This is a genomic window from Roseovarius ramblicola (assembly GCF_042430665.1).
Classification (GTDB): domain Bacteria; phylum Pseudomonadota; class Alphaproteobacteria; order Rhodobacterales; family Rhodobacteraceae; genus Roseovarius; species Roseovarius ramblicola.
Map to the genome: position 1 here is coordinate 191,668 of NZ_JBHMEC010000009.1, position 17,435 is coordinate 209,102.

Consider the following 17,435-nt stretch of genomic DNA (forward strand, 5'->3'; position numbering starts at 1 on the left):
ACCAGTCCTTTTGGTGGCGCCGATGGCATCCATCGCCAGCGGCCCGGTGTCCGCCATCAACGCCGCCGCAAACGTCTTGAGCGCCCCGGCAATCGCGCCGCTGTCGCAGACCGCGCACCGCCGGTCACGGCAAGGCCCGGAGCCGCGCCGCCACGCCCCCTCTCCGGGGCGCTGACGCGGCAGAGATTCGGCGCGCGGTGTCATTCCGGCACCAGGACGGGTCGCGCGGCGCTATCGGGTTGCGCTCCGTCACGGGACCGCCTATGCCGCGCCGCAGCAAAGATGGACCCGGGATCGTTCCCGGGTGGCTCTTCCGGCCGCCGATCCGCCGGACAACGACAGACACCCGTGCAGATGCACACCGGCCCCGCGCGCACGGCAAGGTCGGTTTCGGATACCCATGACATGATTTCACTCGATGCCTATCGCGGCCAGTGGCTGGGACACGTTCGCGGCGACCTGCTGGCCGGTCTGGTCGTGGCGCTGGCGCTCATCCCCGAGGCTATTGCCTTTTCCATCATCGCCGGCGTCGATCCCAAGGTCGGACTTTACGCCAGCTTTTCCATCGCCGTGATCGTCGCGATCACCGGTGGCAGACCCGGCATGATCTCCGCGGCAACGGCAGCGACCGCCGTCCTGATGATCACGCTGGTCAGGGACCACGGCCTGCAATACCTGCTGGCGGCCACGGTCCTGGCGGGCCTGCTGCAGATCGCCGCCGGGGTTCTCAGGCTGGGCTTCATCATGCGGTATGTCTCGAAATCCGTCATGACCGGGTTCGTCAACGCGCTCGCCATCCTGATCTTCATGGCGCAACTGCCCGAACTGGACCCGCGTGAGGTGACGTGGCTGACCTATGTGCTGGTCGCGGGCGGTCTCGCCATCCTCTACCTGTTTCCGCTCCTGACGACGGCGATCCCGTCGCCGCTGGTCACCATAATCGTCCTCACCGCGCTGGCCTTCACGCTCGGGCTCGACGTGCGCACGGTCGGCGACATGGGCGCGCTGCCCGACACGCTGCCGGTGTTTCTCATCCCGCAGATCCCGCTCACCTTCGAGACGCTGATGATCATCCTGCCCTATTCGGTGGCGGTGGCCGTCGTCGGCCTTCTGGAAAGCCTGATGACCCAGACCATCGTCGATGACCTGACCGACACGAAATCGGACCGCAACCAGGAATGCATCGGCCAGGGGATCGCCAATACCGCCACCGGGTTCATCGGCGGCATGGCGGGCTGTGCCATGATCGGGCAGTCGATCATCAACGTCAAATCCGGCGGACGCGGGCGGCTGTCGTCCTTCACCGCGGGTGTCTGTCTGCTGTTCATGGTGGTCGTTCTGGGCGATCTGGTCAGCATCATTCCCATGGCCGCGCTGGTGGCGATCATGATCATGGTCTCGGTCGGCACGTTCTCGTGGTCGTCGATCAAGGCGCTGCGCACCCATCCGCGCTCCTCTTCCGTGGTGATGATCGCCACGGTCGTCACCGTGGTCTACACGCACAACCTCGCCATCGGCGTTCTGGTGGGTGTGCTGCTTTCGGGGATCTTCTTTGCCGGCAAGATCGCGCAACTGTTCCGGGTCCGCTCGGAGATCGGCGATGACGGGCGGGTGCGCACCTACCATGTCGAGGGCCAGCTCTTCTACGGATCGGTCGAGGATTTCATGGACGCCTTCGATTTCAGGGAGGCGCCGGAGCGCGTCGTCATCGACGTGAGCCGCGCGCATATCTGGGACATCAGCTCGGTGCAGGCGCTCGACCTCGCGATCCTCAAGTTCCGTCGTGACGGGGCCGAGGTCGAGGTCGTCGGCATGAACGACGCGACCGAAACCCTCGTCGACCGGCTCGCCATTCATGACAAGCCCGGCGCGATGAAGGCGTTGATGGACCATTGAGGGAGGAACCCCATGAACGACACGATCATCAACAACAAGATCATCGCCCTGGTGGACGGGTCGATATATTCCGAAAGCGTCTGTCATCACGCGGCCTGGATCGCAAAGCGAACCGACGCGCCGGTGGAGCTGATTCACGTTCTCGGGCGCCGGGGCGGTCCCGAGAAGCAGGACCTTTCAGGCTCGATCCGCCTCGGGGCGCGGACGAAACTGATGGAGGAACTGGCCGAACTCGACGCGCAGCGCGCCAAATTGATCAGCCATCGCGGCCGTGCCGTGCTGGAAGACGCGCGCGCGATCGTCGATCAGGACGGCATCACCGAGATCACCACGCGCCTGCGCCACGGTGATATCGTCGAGACGATCACCGGGATCGAGGAAAGCGCCCGTGTCATCCTGATCGGCAAGCGCGGCGAGGCGGCGGATTTTGCCAAGGGGCATCTGGGCTCGAACCTTGAACGCATCGTGCGCGCGGCCCATCGGCCGGTCCTTGTCGCCTCCCGCGCGTTTCAACCCATTGAATCGGTGCTTGTCGCTTATGACGGCGGCAGCTCGTCGATGAAGGCGGTGGATCATATCGCGCGCAGCCCGCTGTTCGCGGATCTCAAGGTCACCGTCGTCACGGTCGGCAGCGAAACCCCCGACATCAGCAAGGGGCTGGAAGATGCCAGGGCATTGCTCAAGGCGGCGGGCATCGAGGCGGACACGCGTGTCATCGAGGGGCAACCGGAAACCGAGCTTGGCAAGCTCGTCGAGGACGAGGGCTTCGGCATGGTCGTGATGGGCGCCTACGGTCACAGCCGCATCCGCAGCCTGGTGATCGGCTCCACCACGACCGAGATGGTGCGAAGCTGCAAGGTGCCCGTCGTCCTCATGCGCTGACCGCCATGACGGCACCGTCTTGCCGGCCCCTTGCGGTTCACCACGGCCCGCACCAATAGGCGACTCCGGGCTTGTACTGTTCGGGGGCCGTGGCGGCACGGACCGGCCAGGCCGCCGCAAGGCCCGGAGGCGGCACGCGGCCCGGCGGTCACAGCGGCCACACGACCAGAAGCAGCGGCACGCTGACCGTGACGATCAGCACCTCCAGCGGCAGGCCCAGTCTCCAGTAATCCCCGAAACGAAAGCCCCCCGGCCCGAGGATCAGGGTGTTGTTTTGATGCCCGATCGGGGTCAGGAACGCGCAGGACGCCCCGATCGCCACGGCCATCAGAAAGCTGTCGGGATTGACGCCCAGCGTCTGCGAAATCCCCAGCGCGACGGGGCACAGGACGGCGGCGGTGGCGGCGTTGTTCATCACGTCGGACAGGAACATCGTGGTCACCAGCACCACCACCAGCGCGGCGACGGGATTGCCCATCGCGATGATATCGACCAGCACACGCGCCAGCATGTCCGCCGCCCCGGTGCCCTGCATCGCGCCCGCCACCGGGATCAGCGCCGCCAGCAACACGATCACCGGCCAGTCGATGGCGGTATAGACCTGTCTCGGCGGCACCGTGCGCGCCACCATCGAGACAAGCACCCCCAGCGCAAAAGCCACCGCGGCCGGCAGCAGCCCGAAGGTGACGATCCCGATCGCACCCAGCATGATCGCCCCGGCAACGGCGGCCATGCGCTTGTCGGGGATGCGCAGGTCGCGCGCGCCCAGCGGCACGCAGCCGGTGTCGTTGATGAACCCGGTGACCGCGTCCGAGGCCCCCTCGACCAGCAGCAGATCGCCGGACTTCAACTTGACCGTGCGCAGGCGGGCGCGCGGCTGATGGCCGGCGCGCGACAGGGCAAGCAGGTTCAGCCCGTAGCGCGTGCGCAGCTTCATGTCCCTTGCCGAGCGTCCCGCGATGGTCGAGCCGGGCAGGACGGCAAGCTCGCGCAGGACGATGTCCTCGCTCTCCGCATGGGCGTGACCGGCCTCGTCCTCGGCGGTGCCGCGATCGGCCTCGTCCCCGTCCTCGTCCCCGTCCTGCGCCTCCGCGGGCGGGTCCACCATCTCGATCCCGAAGACCGAAAGCGCCTCTGCCAGCGCATCGACCTCGGCCTCGACCACGAGGATATCCCCGGCACGGATGCGCCGGCCGCCATGCGGTGCCGTCATGCGGACCCTGTTGCGCACAAGGCCGACGATCTGCGCGCCGCTGTCCTCGATCTCGCGCTCGAAGCCGCGCAGGGTCAGCCCGACGGCCTTGCTCTTTTCGGGCACGTACAACTCGGACAGATACGCCCCGGTGTCAAAACCCTCACCGGCCGCGGACGCGCGCACCGGCACCAGCCGCCACCCCGCGGCCACGATAAAGATCACGCCGATCACCGCCATCGTCACGCCGATGGGGGCAAAGTCGAACATCGAGAAATGCCCCAGCCCCGCCTCGGCCCGGAACCCCGAGACGATCAGGTTGGGCGGCGTGCCGATCAGCGTGGTCATGCCCCCCAGGATCGTGCCGAAGGCCAGCGGCATCAGTACCTGACCGGGGCTAAGGTCGAGCCGGTCGGCAAGCTGCACCGCGACCGGCATCAGCAGCGCCATCGCGCCCACGTTGTTCATGAACCCCGAGAGCGCGGCCCCCAGCCCCATCAGCGCGAGCATCCCGGTCGTCCGCCCCGCATCGCGCGGCAGCGCGCTGCGCGCCAGCCAGTCTACCGCGCCGGTGTTCTGAAGGCCCTGGCTGAGGATCAGCACGCAGGCCACGGTGATCACCGCCGGGTGGCCGAACCCCGCGAACGCCGCCCCGGCGGGCACCAGCCCGGCGATCACGCTCGCCATGAGCGCGGCCAGCGCCACCACATCATGGCGAAAGCGGCCCCACAGGAACAGCCCCATGGTCGCGCCGAGGATCGAGAAGATGAGCATCTGGTCAGTGGTCACGCGGGCGGTCTTTCACGAAATGTCACGTCGCAGGTTGCATCGCCGCAGACTGCGCGCCGACCTTGCAGATCCATCGCGCATTCGCGGTGGCGCGTCAAATCCGCATCACCACCGGCCTCAGCCCAGATGGCGCCGGATGAGCGCCGCGACCGGCAGCACCGCGCCAAGCCGCGATCCCAGCAGGAACATCCCGCCGAACTTGCGCTGGAGATAGAGCACATCCATCGGCAACGGCGGCGGAACATAGCCCGCCTCCGCCAGCGCCACGCCCTCCGCGTTGAGCCTCCGCGACAGCGCGGTGTCGGTGAAATCGAAATCGGCCCGGTCGCGAATCGCCTCGAAAACGGCCCCGGTCATCGCAAGGATACGGTCGTCGAACGCCCCGCCGCCGTCGATGAGGCGCAACGCCGTCGCCGACCGGCGCAGCGCCGCCGCATCCCCCGCCAGCCCCGCCCGCATGAGCCCGCAATACCCATCGACAATGGCGGGGTCGAGGTGACGCGTCGCGCCGAAATCCAGCAGGATGATCCGTCCGGTCGCGGGATCGACGCGGTAATTGGCGAAATTGGGATCGCTCTGCATCACCCCGAACTCGAACACCTCGCGCAGGGTCAGGTCGATCAGCGCCGTGACAAGGCGGTTGCGCTCCGCCTGCGGGGCATCGGCGGCGCGCTCGACGGGATCGCCGCGCAGGTATGTCATGGTGAGGATCTCGCGCGTGCTCCAGTCCTCGTGAAACGCCGGCAGCGCAAAGCTGCCGCTGTCCTTCAGCAGCCCGGCAAACCGTCTCAGATGGGCGCCCTCGCGCAGGTAATCCGTCTCTTCGTGAAGCTGCTTGCGCGCTTGCTCCATATAGGGGGCAAGGTCGAACCCGGCGGGCAGCAGGCCAGACATCCGGATCAGCGCGCCGACATTGGCGACGTCGCTGTCGATGCTGCGGGCGATGCCCGGATACTGCACCTTGACCGCCACCTCGCGCCCGTCCCGCAGGCTGGCGCGGTGCACCTGCCCGATGCTGGCGGCGGCGACAGGGTGTACATCGAAGCTGCGAAAGGAGCGCAGCCATTGAGGCCCCCAGTTGCGCGTCAGCACCTGTTTCAGTTGCTTCGGCGGCATGAAATGCGCCTGATCGCGCAGCCGCGCCATGATCGCGGCGAGCTCCGGCGGCAACAGTTCGCCCGCGTCCATCGAGACGAGTTGTCCCAGCTTCATCGCCGCGCCGCGCATGCGCGACAGCTCATCCGCCAGCCGGTGCATGTTTCCCGGTGTCATCAGCAGGCGGCGCATCTCTGGCCGCGTGCCGCGGCCCAGCCCGGTCAGCGCGCCGACCGCCATCGACCCCGCGATGCCCGCCGTCATGGAGCCCAGCCGCGCGAGGCGGCTGGCCCTGCCTGAGGGCACCGCGAGAGGACGCGACGAGGCGGGTTTCCTGTACACCGGCAAGCACCTTTCGTGTTCGACGCCCCGGGCGCCGGGGCCTCTTCGGACGCGCGCCGGACACCGGATGCGCAAACGCGGCGCGTCCGGTCGCACCCGACCATGCGCACCGGATCAGATACGGCTGGCCCCGGCGGTTGGATGCGTTGCGCAGGCGGATGATGCTGCCGCTGCCGCCTGCGGGCGGCAGCGGGCGCATCGCCGGACGATGCCACGGGCCCGGTTGCGCTTTGATCCAGACTTGCCAGAAAACCGGTGTTATGGCATTGGGATGAAGCAGCCTGTACCCGGTTGCCCGACCGCAACGCAAGGGGGTCATGGTGCCGTCTCTTGATACTTATGTGTATGATTGGGCAGGCTATCTCGGCGTCGCCATCTACCTCGGGGCCTATATCTGTCTGCAACTCGGCTACATCCGGGGCAGCGGATACCGCTATGCGTCGCTCAACATGGTCGCGGCGATTTGCGTCCTGGTCAGCCTGTCCGCTAACTTCAACCTCGCCTCCGCGATCATCCAGGGATCCTGGGTCCTGATCAGCCTCGTCGGCATCACCCGCGTCTTCCTGCAGAACCACCGCCTGCGGTTCACCGAGGAGGAGGCGGACCTCCTGAGCCACGGGCTGCCGACCATGCCCAGGGCGATGGCGCGGCGCTTTCTCGACACCGGCGTGTGGCGCGATGCGCGGCCCGGCGTGGACCTGACCCGCGAGGGCGAGGAGGTCGCGCAGTTGCATTTCATCCGCGACGGTCTGGCGGGCGTCTATCTCGGCGGCAGCAAGGTCGCCGAGATCCGCGAAGGCTTCGTCGGCGAGATGAACGTGATGGAGCCGGGGCCCGCCTCGGCCACGGTCAGGATCGAGGCCGGGGCGCGCGTCTTCTCCGTCTCCGGGGATGCCCTGCGCCGCATCAGCCGCACCGATTCGGAATTCCGCGCCTTTCTGGAGCAGAACCTGAACGCGGCGGTCAAACGCAAGCTGATCGAGGCCAATACCCGGATGACCAGCAAGCCCGCCGCCGAATGAGCGCGCGCGACAACCGCCGCGCATCCGCGCAATCGCGCAATCCGTGCGCGCGGGGGGCGTCGCGATCACAGGCCATGCCGGCCTGCCGCGCACCGCCGACGTGATTGCGGACACCGACGCCGTCGTGTATCTCGCAAGCGAGACGCTGACGCGAGAGACCGTGGCCGACGCGCCCGATCCCGCCGCCGCACTGCACCGGAGCGTCGCCATCACCCTGGCCGAGCGGCCCGACCGGACCAACAAGCTGCTGGGGAACCAGTCATGACAGCCAATACCCTGCTGATCCTCATGCTTCTTTTCGAGATCAAGCACCTGCTGGCGGATTTCATCTGGCAGTCCGGATGGATGGTTCACAACAAGGGCAGCTACGGCCATCCGGGCGGCATCGCACATGCCGGGATGCACAGCCTGCTGACCGTACCGGTGCTGATCTGGACGCCGCTGACGGTCCTCACGGTCCTTGCCATCGCGGCGGCGGAGTTCGTCCTGCATTACCACATCGACTGGACCAAGGACCGGCTTCTGTACCGATGGGAGCAGACCCCCCAGCAAAAGGGTTTCTGGGCGCTCACCGGACTGGACCAGTTCGCCCACCAGGCCACTTATGTGGCGATCCTCTGGCTGGCGGTGTCTATTGTGTGATTTTTGCACCCGTATATTGTGCCGTCCGGATGGCTAATTCTTGTTTTCATTGACTTTGACCTAATCTGACCGAAGATGTCATAATAAAGTTCCGGAGATCTTTTTATGACGCTGACAGAATCATTCCGTCTGGGCGCGCGGGGCCTGATTCCGGCGCTTGCGGCCTGCCTCGCATTCGCCCCGGGGCTGGTCCGCCCTGCCGCCGCCGAAAGCCTCGCGGACGCGGTGCGCGCCGCGGTGACAACGAACCCCACCGGACGCGCCGCGAACGCCGATGTCAAGGCGTCGGCGCTGGAGCTCTTGCAACTGCGCGGCGAGTATCAGCCGCGCCTGTTCCTGCGCGGCGAGGCCGGTGCCGAGCGGTTCGACGACCCCGAGCGGCTCACCCCATCCGACAACGAGGACACCAAGTTCAACCGCGAAATCAGCCTCACCGCCGAGCTGACCCTGTTCGACGGCTACCGCCGCGCCAACCTGGTCTACCGCAACGCCTCGCGGCTGGATGAATCGATCTTCGGCCTGCTCGACGCGTCCGAGACCATGGCGCTCAACGCCGTGGAGGCGTATGTCGATCTGGCCCGGCACAGCAGGCTTCTGAACGTCGCCAACCGCAACATCGCCCGCCACCGGGATATCGGGCGGCAGGTGGACGAGCTGGTCGATGGCGGCAAGCTGCCGGTCAGCGACCGGTTCGAGGTACAGGAGCGGCTGCTGGCGGCGCGCCTGTCACGGCTCGAAGTGCAGCGCGCGATGGCGGATACCGCCGCGCGCTACCGGGCCGTGATCGGCCATGATCCCGGCGGCACCGAGCCGGTGCCCGCGGTCGGCGATCTGCCGATGACCAAAAAGGACATGGTGCTGCACAGCCTGCGCAACAGTTTCCGCCTCAAGGGTGCCGGTCAGAGGATCGCGCAGACGCGCTTCCGCCAGGGCATCACCACCGCCGACGAGAAGCCGCAGGTGACGCTTCAGGCCGGTGTCCGCGCGGGCGAGGACGTGGCAGGCTCCGCGGGCGCGGAAACCGACGCCTTTGTCGGCCTGCGGCTGGATTGGGAGCTTTTCGCCGGCGGCCGCGACGCGCGCCGCCGCGCGCTCCAGCAGCGCACCCTGCAGGCCGAGGAAGAACGCCGCGAAGTGGTCCGCGATGTCCGCGAGATGGCCGAACGGAGCTGGAATGCCTACCATACCAGCATCGAGCGCACGGTGCTCCTGGACCGGCGCGTCTCGGCGGCGCGCAAGACCTCCGCGCAATACCAGGATCAGTTCCTCGCCGGCACCCGCAGCCTGCTCGACGTGCTCGACGCGGAACGGACCTACTTCAACGTGCTGTTCGAGAACGTGAGCGCCGAGGCCAGCTTTACCTTCAACCAGTACCGTATCCTCGCCGCCCAGAGCCGACTTGCCGCGCATTTCGATGTCGAGCCGGCCGATGTCCCGCTCGAACCCGATTTCGCCGCTCGCGCGCAACAGGCCCCCCGCGCCACCGGGATCTTCAAGACAGAGATCAGGGCCCTGAGATGACACCGGCCGCCGGGTCCGCCTCCGCCGGGGCACCCGGGCGGCGCACAGCAGAGACCGGGACCGAGACCGTCGCCGGGGACGACAGCGATCCGATACCCGGGCTGGAGGCCGCCGGATGGCTGGCCCGCCATCACGGCAGGCCGTGGAGCCCCGAGGCGGTGCGCGCGCGCATGCCCGCCGGGTTCGACGCCCGCGATCCCGACACGCTGGCCCGCGCCCTCGCCACCGCGGGCATGAAATCCCGTCTCGTGCTGCGCAAGCTGCGCCAGATCGACCCGGCGGTGCTGCCCTGCATCCTGTTCGACCGCAAGGGCGGCGATCCCCTGATCCTCCTCGGTTTCTCGCCGGACCGGCGCAACGCGCGCGTCCTCGACCCCGCGCAGGACGCCCCCGAACGCGAGGTCCGGCTGCGCAGGCTCGCCCGGCGAGTCCGGCCCGAGGCCATGCTGGTCTCGGTGCGCGACGACCTCGTCGACCGGCGGCTCGAGGCCGGGGCGCAGGACCGGCCCCGCCACTGGTTCTGGGGGCCGATGCGCGACAACCGCGCCGGCTGGATGCAGGTGGTCATCGCCGCGCTGCTGATCAACGTTCTGGGGCTGGCGCTGCCGATCTTCGTGATGAATGTCTACGACAAGGTGATCCCCAACCTCGCCTATGTCACCCTGTGGACGCTGGCCATCGGGGTGGCGCTGGCGATCGGGCTGGATCTGGCGCTGCGCAGCCTCAGGACCGGCGTTCTGGAAACCGTCGGCCGGCGGCTCGATACCGGCATCGCGGCCACGCTCTTCGCCCACGCGCTCAGCCTGCGGGTGGCCGACCGGCCCGGTGGTGCTGCGGGGCTCGCGAGCCATATCCGCGATTTCGAGGCGGTGCGCGAATTCTTCGGCTCCGCCAGCTTCGTGTCGCTGATCGACCTGATGTTCATCGGCCTGTTCATCTTCGTGCTCTGGATGATCGTCGGGCCGCTGGCGATCGTGCCGCTGGTCGCGGTGCCCATCGTCCTGGTCCTCGCCATCGTGGCACAGCTTCCGATGGGGCGCGCGGCGGGGACCGCGCAGGCGCTGGCCGGGCGGCGGCAGGCGGTGCTGGTGGAATCGCTGATGGGGCTGGAAACCATCAAGACCCTCAACGCCGAGCCGGTGATGCAGCGCGAATGGGATCGCGCCAGCGCCGCCACCGCGCGCATCAGCGGGCGCAGCCGGTTCTGGTCGGGCTTCGCCGCCTCGGGCACCCAGATGATCCAGCAGGGGGTGAGCGTGGCGATCATCGTCTGGGGCGTCTACCTCGTGGCCGAGGGGCGGATCACCGTCGGCGCGCTGATCGCGGCCAACATTCTGGCGGGGCGCGCGCTCGCCCCGCTGGGCACCATCGCGCAGACGATATTCCGCGCGCATTACGCGCTCCGGGCGATGCGCGCCCTGTCGCAATTCATGAAGGTCGCCCCCGAACGCGGCACCGCCGTCCACAGCAGCGCCCGCGTGAACCGGGGTGCCGCCAGCCTCTCCGAGGTCACCTACCGCTATCCCGGCGCCGGGGCGGACGCGCTGCAATCGGTCACGCTCGACATCGCGCCGGGCGAATGCATCGCGCTGCTGGGCCGCGTCGGCTCGGGCAAGAGCACGCTGGGCAAGCTGCTCTGCGGGCTGCTGGCCCCCGACAGCGGCACGCTGCTGATCGACGGGCGCGGGGCGGCACAGTATGACCCGGCGGAACTGCGCGCCGGGGTGGGCTACATGCCGCAGGAGCCCGAACTGTTCACCGGCACCCTGCGCGAGAACCTGGTGATCGGGCGGCCCCACGCCACCGAGTCCGGGATCGAGACCGCCCTGCACCTCGCCGCGATGGAGCGTTTCGTCAAGGACGACCCCGAGGGGCTCGACCGGTTCATCGGCGAGCGGGGCGCGCAGCTTTCCGGCGGGCAGCGGCAGGGGCTGGCGCTGGCGCGGCTGCTGCTGCGGCAGCCCAAACTCCTGTTCCTCGACGAGCCCACCAACGCCATGGACCGCGACATGGAGGCCGAGGTGGTGACGCGCCTGCGCGACCTGAACGCCGCCGGGACGACGCTGGTGCTGTGCACCCACCGCCCGGCGCTGGCCGATCTGGCGCGCCGCTGGATGGTGATCGACCACGGTCGCAAGATCCTCGACGGCCCGCGCGAGGAGGTGGTCGCGCAACTCAGGCAGGCCGCGTCCCGCCGCGCGGCGGAGTGAGCGGATGTTCGGACCGCGGACAGAAGAGGATTTCGTCAACGACGCCACCGCCGACCGCCCGCGCGGCCGCGGCCGCGGGCCATGGCTTCTGCTCCTGCTGATCGCCGGCGGCATCGCCGCCTTTGTCGCCTGGGCCGCGCTCTACCGGATCGAGGAGGTCACCCGCGGCACCGGTCGCGTGGTGCCGACCAGCCAGATTCAGGTGGTCCAGAGCCTCGAGGGCGGCATCGTCGCGGAGATCGGGGTGCGCGAGGGCGACGTGGTGCGCAAGGGCGACGTGCTAATGCGGATCGACGATACCTCCGCCGGTGCCGAACGCGGCGAGCTGCGCGAGCGCGAGGCCGCGCTGATCGCCGAGGCGGCGCGCGCCGGGGCCGAGGCACAGGGTGGCGAAACCCTCGAATTCCCCGACGGGCTGGCGGACCGCGCCCCCGGCGCGACCGCCGCCGAACGCGAGGTGTTCCTGTCGCGCCGCGCGCAGTTGGAGAGCGAATTGTCGGTGCTGCGCAACAAGCTCTCGCAGCGGCAGTCGGGCCTGCGCGAACTGGAGGCGACCGTCACCAAGCTCGAAACCCAGATCGCACCGCTGACCGAGGAAATCGAGCTGACCGGCGGCCTCGTCGAGAGCGGCGCGGTCCCGCGGATCGAGCTGTTGCGCCTGCAAAGCCGCATGGCCGAGCTGGAGGGCGAGCTTGCGGTATCCCGCGCCCGCCTGCCCGGCCTGAGCGCCGCCATCGACGAGGCCGAGAGCCAGATCCGCGCGGCGCGCACCGGCTACGTGCTGACCGCGCGCGAACGGCTCGCCCGGATCAACGGCGATCTCGCCGTCCTGCGCGAGGCGCTGCGCGCGGCCACCGAAAAGGTCTCGCGCACCAGCCTGCGCGCCCCCGTCAACGGCACGGTCAACACCGTGCACGTCACCACCATCGGCGCGGTGGTACAGCCCGGTGCCCCCCTCGTCGAGCTTGTCCCGCGCGACGACCAGTTGCTGATCGAGGCCCGCATCCGCCCCGGCGACGTGGCCTTCATCCGCCCCGGAGATGCCGCGTCGGTCAAGATCACCGCCTATGATTACCTCGTCTACGGCGCGCTCGACGGCACGGTGCAGCGCATCGGTGCCGACACGGTCGAGGACAGCGAGGGCACCGAGTTCTTCCGCGTCATGGTCCGCACGCGGGAAAGCGCGCTCGAGGCCGACGACGGCACGCCCCTTCCGATCAGCCCGGGCATGGTGGCGCAGGTCGATATCCTGACCGGGCGCAAGACGGTGCTCGATTACCTGTCGCGCCCGCTGCGGCGCGCGCAGTCCGAGGCCCTGCGCGAACGCTGAGCGCGGCGCGCGGGCCTACTTGTCGGTGGCCACGTGCACCCCGTCCCAGCCCGCGCCCGGCGGCTCGGCGCGCAGCACCTCGAACCGCCGGCGATAGAGCGCGGCATACCCCGAAAGATCGATGTCCAGCGGCCCGCCCGCCGCCTCCAGCCGGTCGAGCGCGGCCTCCGCCTCGTCCCAGTCCTGCGCCGCATAGGCCGCGCGCATCTGCGCATTGGCCGCCTCCAGCGCGGCGAATTCGGGGCGCGCCAGCATCGCCGCGTCGCCCATCAGCCCGAACACCTGCTCGGGCTCCATCTTGCCCTTCACGCGCAGCAGGTCCAGTTCGATCAGGGCGAACCGGCCCTCGACCGCCCGCGCCGTCGCCGACCCCAGGATGATGCCCAGACCGTAGGGCTTGGACTGCCCCTCCAGCCGCGACGCGAGGTTCACCGCATCCCCCAGCGCGGTATAGTCGAAGCGCATGTCGCTGCCCATGTTGCCGACCACGCAATCGCCGGTATTGAGCCCGATGCCCACGTTGATCGGCAGCGCCTCGCCCCCCGACTCCTCCGCTGCGCGCGCGCGCTCGGCGTTCAGCGTCGCCACATCCGCGCGCATCGCCAGCGCGGCACGGCAGCCGGCGGCGGCATGGTCCGGCGCGTCGAGCGGCGCGTTCCAGAACGCCATCACCGCATCGCCCATGAACTTGTCGATGGTGCCGCCCTCGCGCAGGATCGCCCGCGACAGCACGGTGAGAAAGCTGTTCATCAGCGCGGTCAGCCCCGGCGGATCGTCGCGGAACCCCTCGGCCAGCGTGGTGAAGCCGCGCACGTCCGAGAACAGCACCGTCAGCTCGCGCCGCTCGCCGCCCAGGGTCAGCGCCTCGGGGCTTTCCTGAAGCCGGGCCACCAGATCGGGCGAGACATATTGCCCGAACGCGCCCCGGATCTGCTGTTTCTGGCGTTCCTCGCGCAGGTAATTGGCGCTCGACATCAGCATCAGCGTCAGCACCGTGCCCAGCACCGGCCAGGTCGGATCGATCAGGAGCCGCATCTCTTGGAACAGGTAATACGACAGCCCCGAATACCCGCCCAGAAGCACCACCGCCAGCGCGATGATCAGCCGCGCGCCGATCACCGGCACCAGCACGATCGCCAGCCCCGACAGCACAAGGACCGTCACCAGTTCCACCGCCACGGCATAGTTGGGGCGGTTGAGCAACGTGTCAGTCAGGATGTTCTCCAGAAGCTGCGCGTGTATCTCCACCCCCGCCATCGGCTCGCCCAGCGGCGTGGGCCGGAAATCCTCCAGCCCGATCGCCGAGGTACCCACCAGCACCAGTTGCCCGGCCAGCCGCCCCGGCGGCACCCGGTCGGCCAGCACGTCGCCCGCCGATACATAGCGCCCCGGCAGGCTTGGCGTCAGGTAGGGCCACACGCTGCCGTCCGGCCCGGTGCGGATCATCCTGCCGCCCAGCACCACGCCGTCGACCCCCGCCTCGTTGCTGCGCACGGCAAAGGCATTGCCCCCCGTGGCCACGCGCAGCAATTCCGGCGACAGGCCCAGCCGGATGGTGTCCTGCACCAGCATCACCATCGGCACCCGCCGGTAGATGCCGTCGGGATCGGGCCGCACGCTGAACACCCCGCGCCCCGCCGCCGCCGCCTCCAGAATGTCGAGATTGCGCACCACGTCGGGAAACCGCGGCAGGAACGGTCGCGGATCGGCCCCCATGATCGCGTGCGGCACCGTGCGCATCTTGGCCTTTTCCTCGCGGTTCGCGCGGGCGCTGCGGACGCTCGTCTGGCCCGTGATCACCCGCGTCTGCCGCATGGCGCGGGCCAGCATGGCGTCATTGTCGGGCAGCGACCGCAGCCGCGCGCGCACCTCCTCCGGCAGCGCCGGGTTGTCGCGCGCCACCTGCGCGGGCGACAGCCGGTCGGGCTCGGCAAACACGATGTCGAAGGCGATCGCCACCGCGCCCGCCGCCGCGACCTTGTTCACCATCTCCGCCACGCGGCTGCGCGGCCACGGCCATTGGCCGAATTCCTCGATGCTGGGATCGTCGATATCGAGGATCGTGACCGGCACCGGCTCCGGGGCGCGCGGCCTGACCTGCTGATAGAAATCGAACGCCGCGTTGCGCAGCCCCGATACCGCGGGCGGGTCCGCGACCCGCAGCACCAGCAGCACCGCCAGCAGCGCCAACCCGGCGAGGCGTCCGGGTCCGATCCGGCGCAGCGCGGCCCGCAGCATCCTGTCTCCCTTTCCCGTTCCGCGCGCCCCGCCCCCGGCGGACGCGTCGCTCGCCTCACCAGAAATCGCCGCGCCGTCCCGGTCAACCCGTAAATCGCCGCCGGGCCCTCCGGCGCGACAGGGGGGCCGGTCGTTCCGCGCCCGAAGGCCCTGCGCCCGTGCCGGTGCGACGGGTGTCGGCGGCGCCGACGGAATACCGACAGTTTACCGACAGGATACCGCCCCCGTCTTTGCCTGCCGGACCGCGGGCGGCGGTCTCGCGGATGAAGAGCCCGTCCGGTGACCGCATCGTGACGCGGGCGGGGCATCAGAATCCTTGTACGAATCCCGGATTCATCTATATCATCTTGAATACTCACACCGCGAAAAGGTGATTTATGAGATTTTCAGGCTCAATTGACGGGTCGCAGGACGGTCCCGACATCGTTCTCCGCAGCAGCGATGGCGAGGCCGTCACCATACAGGACCCGGCGCTTCTCTTCTCCGCCGATTTCTCCCGCGAAGGCACTGATCTGGTTCTGAAAAATCCGGGATCCGCGGACATCCGGGTGGTGGATTATTTCGCCGATGGCACCCCCGCCGACCTGACCACCCCCGACGGTGCCACCCTGCGCGGCGCGGTGGTGGACCGCCTCGCCGGTCCCGAGGCCCCCGGCCAGTACGCGCAGGCCGGTGCCGTCCCGCAGGGCATTCCCATCGGGCAGGTCGAAACGCTCGAGGGGACCGCCCGCGCGCAACGCAGCGATGGCACCGTGGTCGAGCTTGAGGTCGGGGCCAAGGTCTACCAGAACGATGTCGTGATCACCGACCCCGGCGGCAACGTATCGCTCACCTTTGCCGACGGCACGATATTCACGCTTGCCTCGGGCTCGCGAATGGTTCTGGATGAGCTCATCTATTCCACTGACTCCGAAGAGAATTCTGCCGCGTTCAGCCTTGTCGAAGGGAGCTTCGTCTTCATTGCCGGACAGGTTGCCAAGACCGGCGACATGGACGTAACCACGCCCTCCGCCACCATGGGCATCCGCGGGACCACGGTGCTCGTGGATGTCCAGACGATCGACGGCGTCACCACCGTCGAGGTGTCGCTCAACACCGATCCCGATGGTGGTCTGGGCGAGATCGTCGTCTCCGATCTCAACGATAACGAGATCGCCACCATCACCGCGACCGATACCAAGTGGCTGGTGCCCGTTGGCGGCCAGCCCTTCGAGATCGAGCGCACCGCCAGCGACTTTGCCAGTGATTCCGACATCCTCGCCGACGCCGCGAGGGCCTATGCCACCGCTCTGGCGCGCCTGGAGGCCGGGGAGACCTTCGTCGAACTCGACAGTGGCGGCAGCCGCGCCGGCAGCGGCGACGTCAATCTCGCTCCCAGCGGCGGCGACGGCTCGGGTGAAGGCGAAGATGACGGTTCCGATGGCGAAAACGAGGGGCAGGACGGCACCACGACCTTTCCCGATTTCGGCATTGATCCCAACAAGCTCGACAGCGATGACGATGCCCGCCTTGCCCCCGATGCCACGGGCGCAGGAACCGAGGACAGGTTGATCTCCGGCGCCATCGTCACCAACGATCTCGACGGCGACGGCGCACCCGACCCTGCCACCTTCTCGCCCACGAACGGCGAGGGGTCCCTCCCGCCCGGCGTGATTTTCGCAGCGGACGGCAGCTATACTCTGGATGCGACCGACCCGGCCTATCAGGACCTCGCCGAGGGGGAGCAGCGTGACGTCATCATCGACTTCACCGCCACGTCCGGCGACATCACCGATACCGGCTCCCTCACCGTCACCGTCACCGGCGTCAACGATGCGCCCACGTTCGCCCCAGGTGCCCTGGCAACGGTCGAAGACGCGGCGGTGACGTTCAACCTCGCCACCCTCGGCTCCGATGCCGACAGCGACAACACCGGCACCACCCTCGGCTACGCCATCACCGGCGACCCCGCCGAGGGCACCGCCAGCATCTCCGGCACCACCCTCAGCTTCGCCCCCGGCGCGGCCTTCCAGGACCTCGCCCAGGGCGAAACCCGCGACGTCACCATCGGGATCACCGCCACCGACGCCCATGGCGACACCGCCACCAATGACGTCACCGTCACCGTCACCGGCACCAACGATGGGCCAGCGCTCGCCGCCGACACTCTCGCGGCGGTCGAGGACGGGCCGTCCGTCGACGTGGACCTCGCGACGCTCGGTGCCGATATCGACAGCGACAACACCGGCACCACCCTCGGCTACGCCATCACCGGCGACCCCGCCGAGGGCACCGCC

Annotated in this window: 12 protein-coding genes and 1 other annotated feature; of the genes, 9 read left to right on the top strand and 3 right to left on the bottom strand. The window is 68.7% G+C overall.

Annotated features, from left to right (window positions below; translation table 11 throughout):
- The first annotated feature begins 281 nt into the window (after positions 1-281).
- Positions 282-338 (top strand) — a sequence feature (sul1 is cis-regulatory element that is thought to sense ions involved in sulfur or methionine metabolism; They are found in Alphaproteobacteria).
- A gap of 67 nt (positions 339-405) precedes the next feature.
- Both ACFFU4_RS06310 and ACFFU4_RS06315 read left to right on the top strand, forming a co-directional pair.
- Positions 406-1,896, top strand: coding sequence for a SulP family inorganic anion transporter (locus tag ACFFU4_RS06310; RefSeq protein WP_377068197.1), 1,491 nt, complete (start codon positions 406-408; stop codon positions 1,894-1,896).
- Positions 1,897-1,908: 12 nt separating this feature from the next.
- On the top strand, positions 1,909-2,778 hold the full coding sequence (locus ACFFU4_RS06315) for a universal stress protein (RefSeq protein ID WP_377068199.1): 870 nt from the start codon (positions 1,909-1,911) through the stop codon (positions 2,776-2,778).
- Between the two features lie 148 nt (positions 2,779-2,926).
- Here ACFFU4_RS06315 and ACFFU4_RS06320 read toward each other — a convergent pair whose 3' ends face one another.
- Together ACFFU4_RS06320 and ACFFU4_RS06325 are read right to left on the bottom strand one after the other, a co-directional pair.
- Positions 2,927-4,759: an SLC13 family permease gene (locus ACFFU4_RS06320; protein ID WP_377068201.1), complete on the bottom strand. Its 1,833-nt coding sequence runs from the start codon at positions 4,757-4,759 to the stop codon at positions 2,927-2,929.
- A 117-nt stretch (positions 4,760-4,876) separates the two neighbouring features.
- A complete protein-coding gene (locus tag ACFFU4_RS06325; RefSeq protein WP_377068203.1) occupies positions 4,877-6,160 on the bottom strand; it encodes an ABC1 kinase family protein in 1,284 nt (427 codons plus the stop codon).
- Positions 6,161-6,537: 377 nt separating this feature from the next.
- Here ACFFU4_RS06325 and ACFFU4_RS06330 point away from each other — a divergent pair, with 377 nt between their 5' ends.
- The 6 genes from ACFFU4_RS06330 (at position 6,538) to ACFFU4_RS06355 (ending at position 12,921) form a co-directional block, all read left to right on the top strand.
- Positions 6,538-7,218, top strand: a complete 681-nt coding sequence (locus ACFFU4_RS06330; protein WP_377068205.1) for a cyclic nucleotide-binding domain-containing protein — start codon at positions 6,538-6,540, stop codon at positions 7,216-7,218.
- A 124-nt stretch (positions 7,219-7,342) separates the two neighbouring features.
- On the top strand, positions 7,343-7,483 hold the full coding sequence (locus ACFFU4_RS06335) for a hypothetical protein (RefSeq protein ID WP_377068207.1): 141 nt from the start codon (positions 7,343-7,345) through the stop codon (positions 7,481-7,483).
- Positions 7,480-7,860, top strand: coding sequence for a DUF3307 domain-containing protein (locus ACFFU4_RS06340; protein ID WP_377068209.1), 381 nt, complete (start codon positions 7,480-7,482; stop codon positions 7,858-7,860). Before ACFFU4_RS06335 ends, ACFFU4_RS06340 begins: the two co-directional genes overlap by 4 nt.
- 105 nt (positions 7,861-7,965) lie before the next feature.
- The gene (locus tag ACFFU4_RS06345) at positions 7,966-9,381 is read left to right on the top strand and encodes a TolC family protein (RefSeq protein ID WP_377068211.1); all 1,416 of its coding nucleotides are present in this window, start codon (positions 7,966-7,968) and stop codon (positions 9,379-9,381) included.
- Positions 9,378-11,591: a type I secretion system permease/ATPase gene (locus ACFFU4_RS06350; RefSeq protein WP_377068213.1), complete on the top strand. Its 2,214-nt coding sequence runs from the start codon at positions 9,378-9,380 to the stop codon at positions 11,589-11,591. Before ACFFU4_RS06345 ends, ACFFU4_RS06350 begins: the two co-directional genes overlap by 4 nt.
- Positions 11,592-11,595: 4 nt before the next feature.
- Positions 11,596-12,921 carry an HlyD family type I secretion periplasmic adaptor subunit gene (locus ACFFU4_RS06355; RefSeq protein ID WP_377068215.1) on the top strand — a complete coding sequence of 442 codons (1,326 nt, stop codon included), beginning with the start codon at positions 11,596-11,598 and terminating at the stop codon, positions 12,919-12,921.
- A 15-nt stretch (positions 12,922-12,936) separates the two neighbouring features.
- Here ACFFU4_RS06355 and ACFFU4_RS06360 read toward each other — a convergent pair whose 3' ends face one another.
- Positions 12,937-15,159, bottom strand: coding sequence for a CHASE2 domain-containing protein (locus tag ACFFU4_RS06360; protein ID WP_377068217.1), 2,223 nt, complete (start codon positions 15,157-15,159; stop codon positions 12,937-12,939).
- Between the two features lie 377 nt (positions 15,160-15,536).
- Here ACFFU4_RS06360 and ACFFU4_RS06365 point away from each other — a divergent pair.
- On the top strand, positions 15,537-17,435 hold a 1,899-nt coding region (locus ACFFU4_RS06365), incomplete at its 3' end, for a FecR domain-containing protein (protein WP_377068219.1).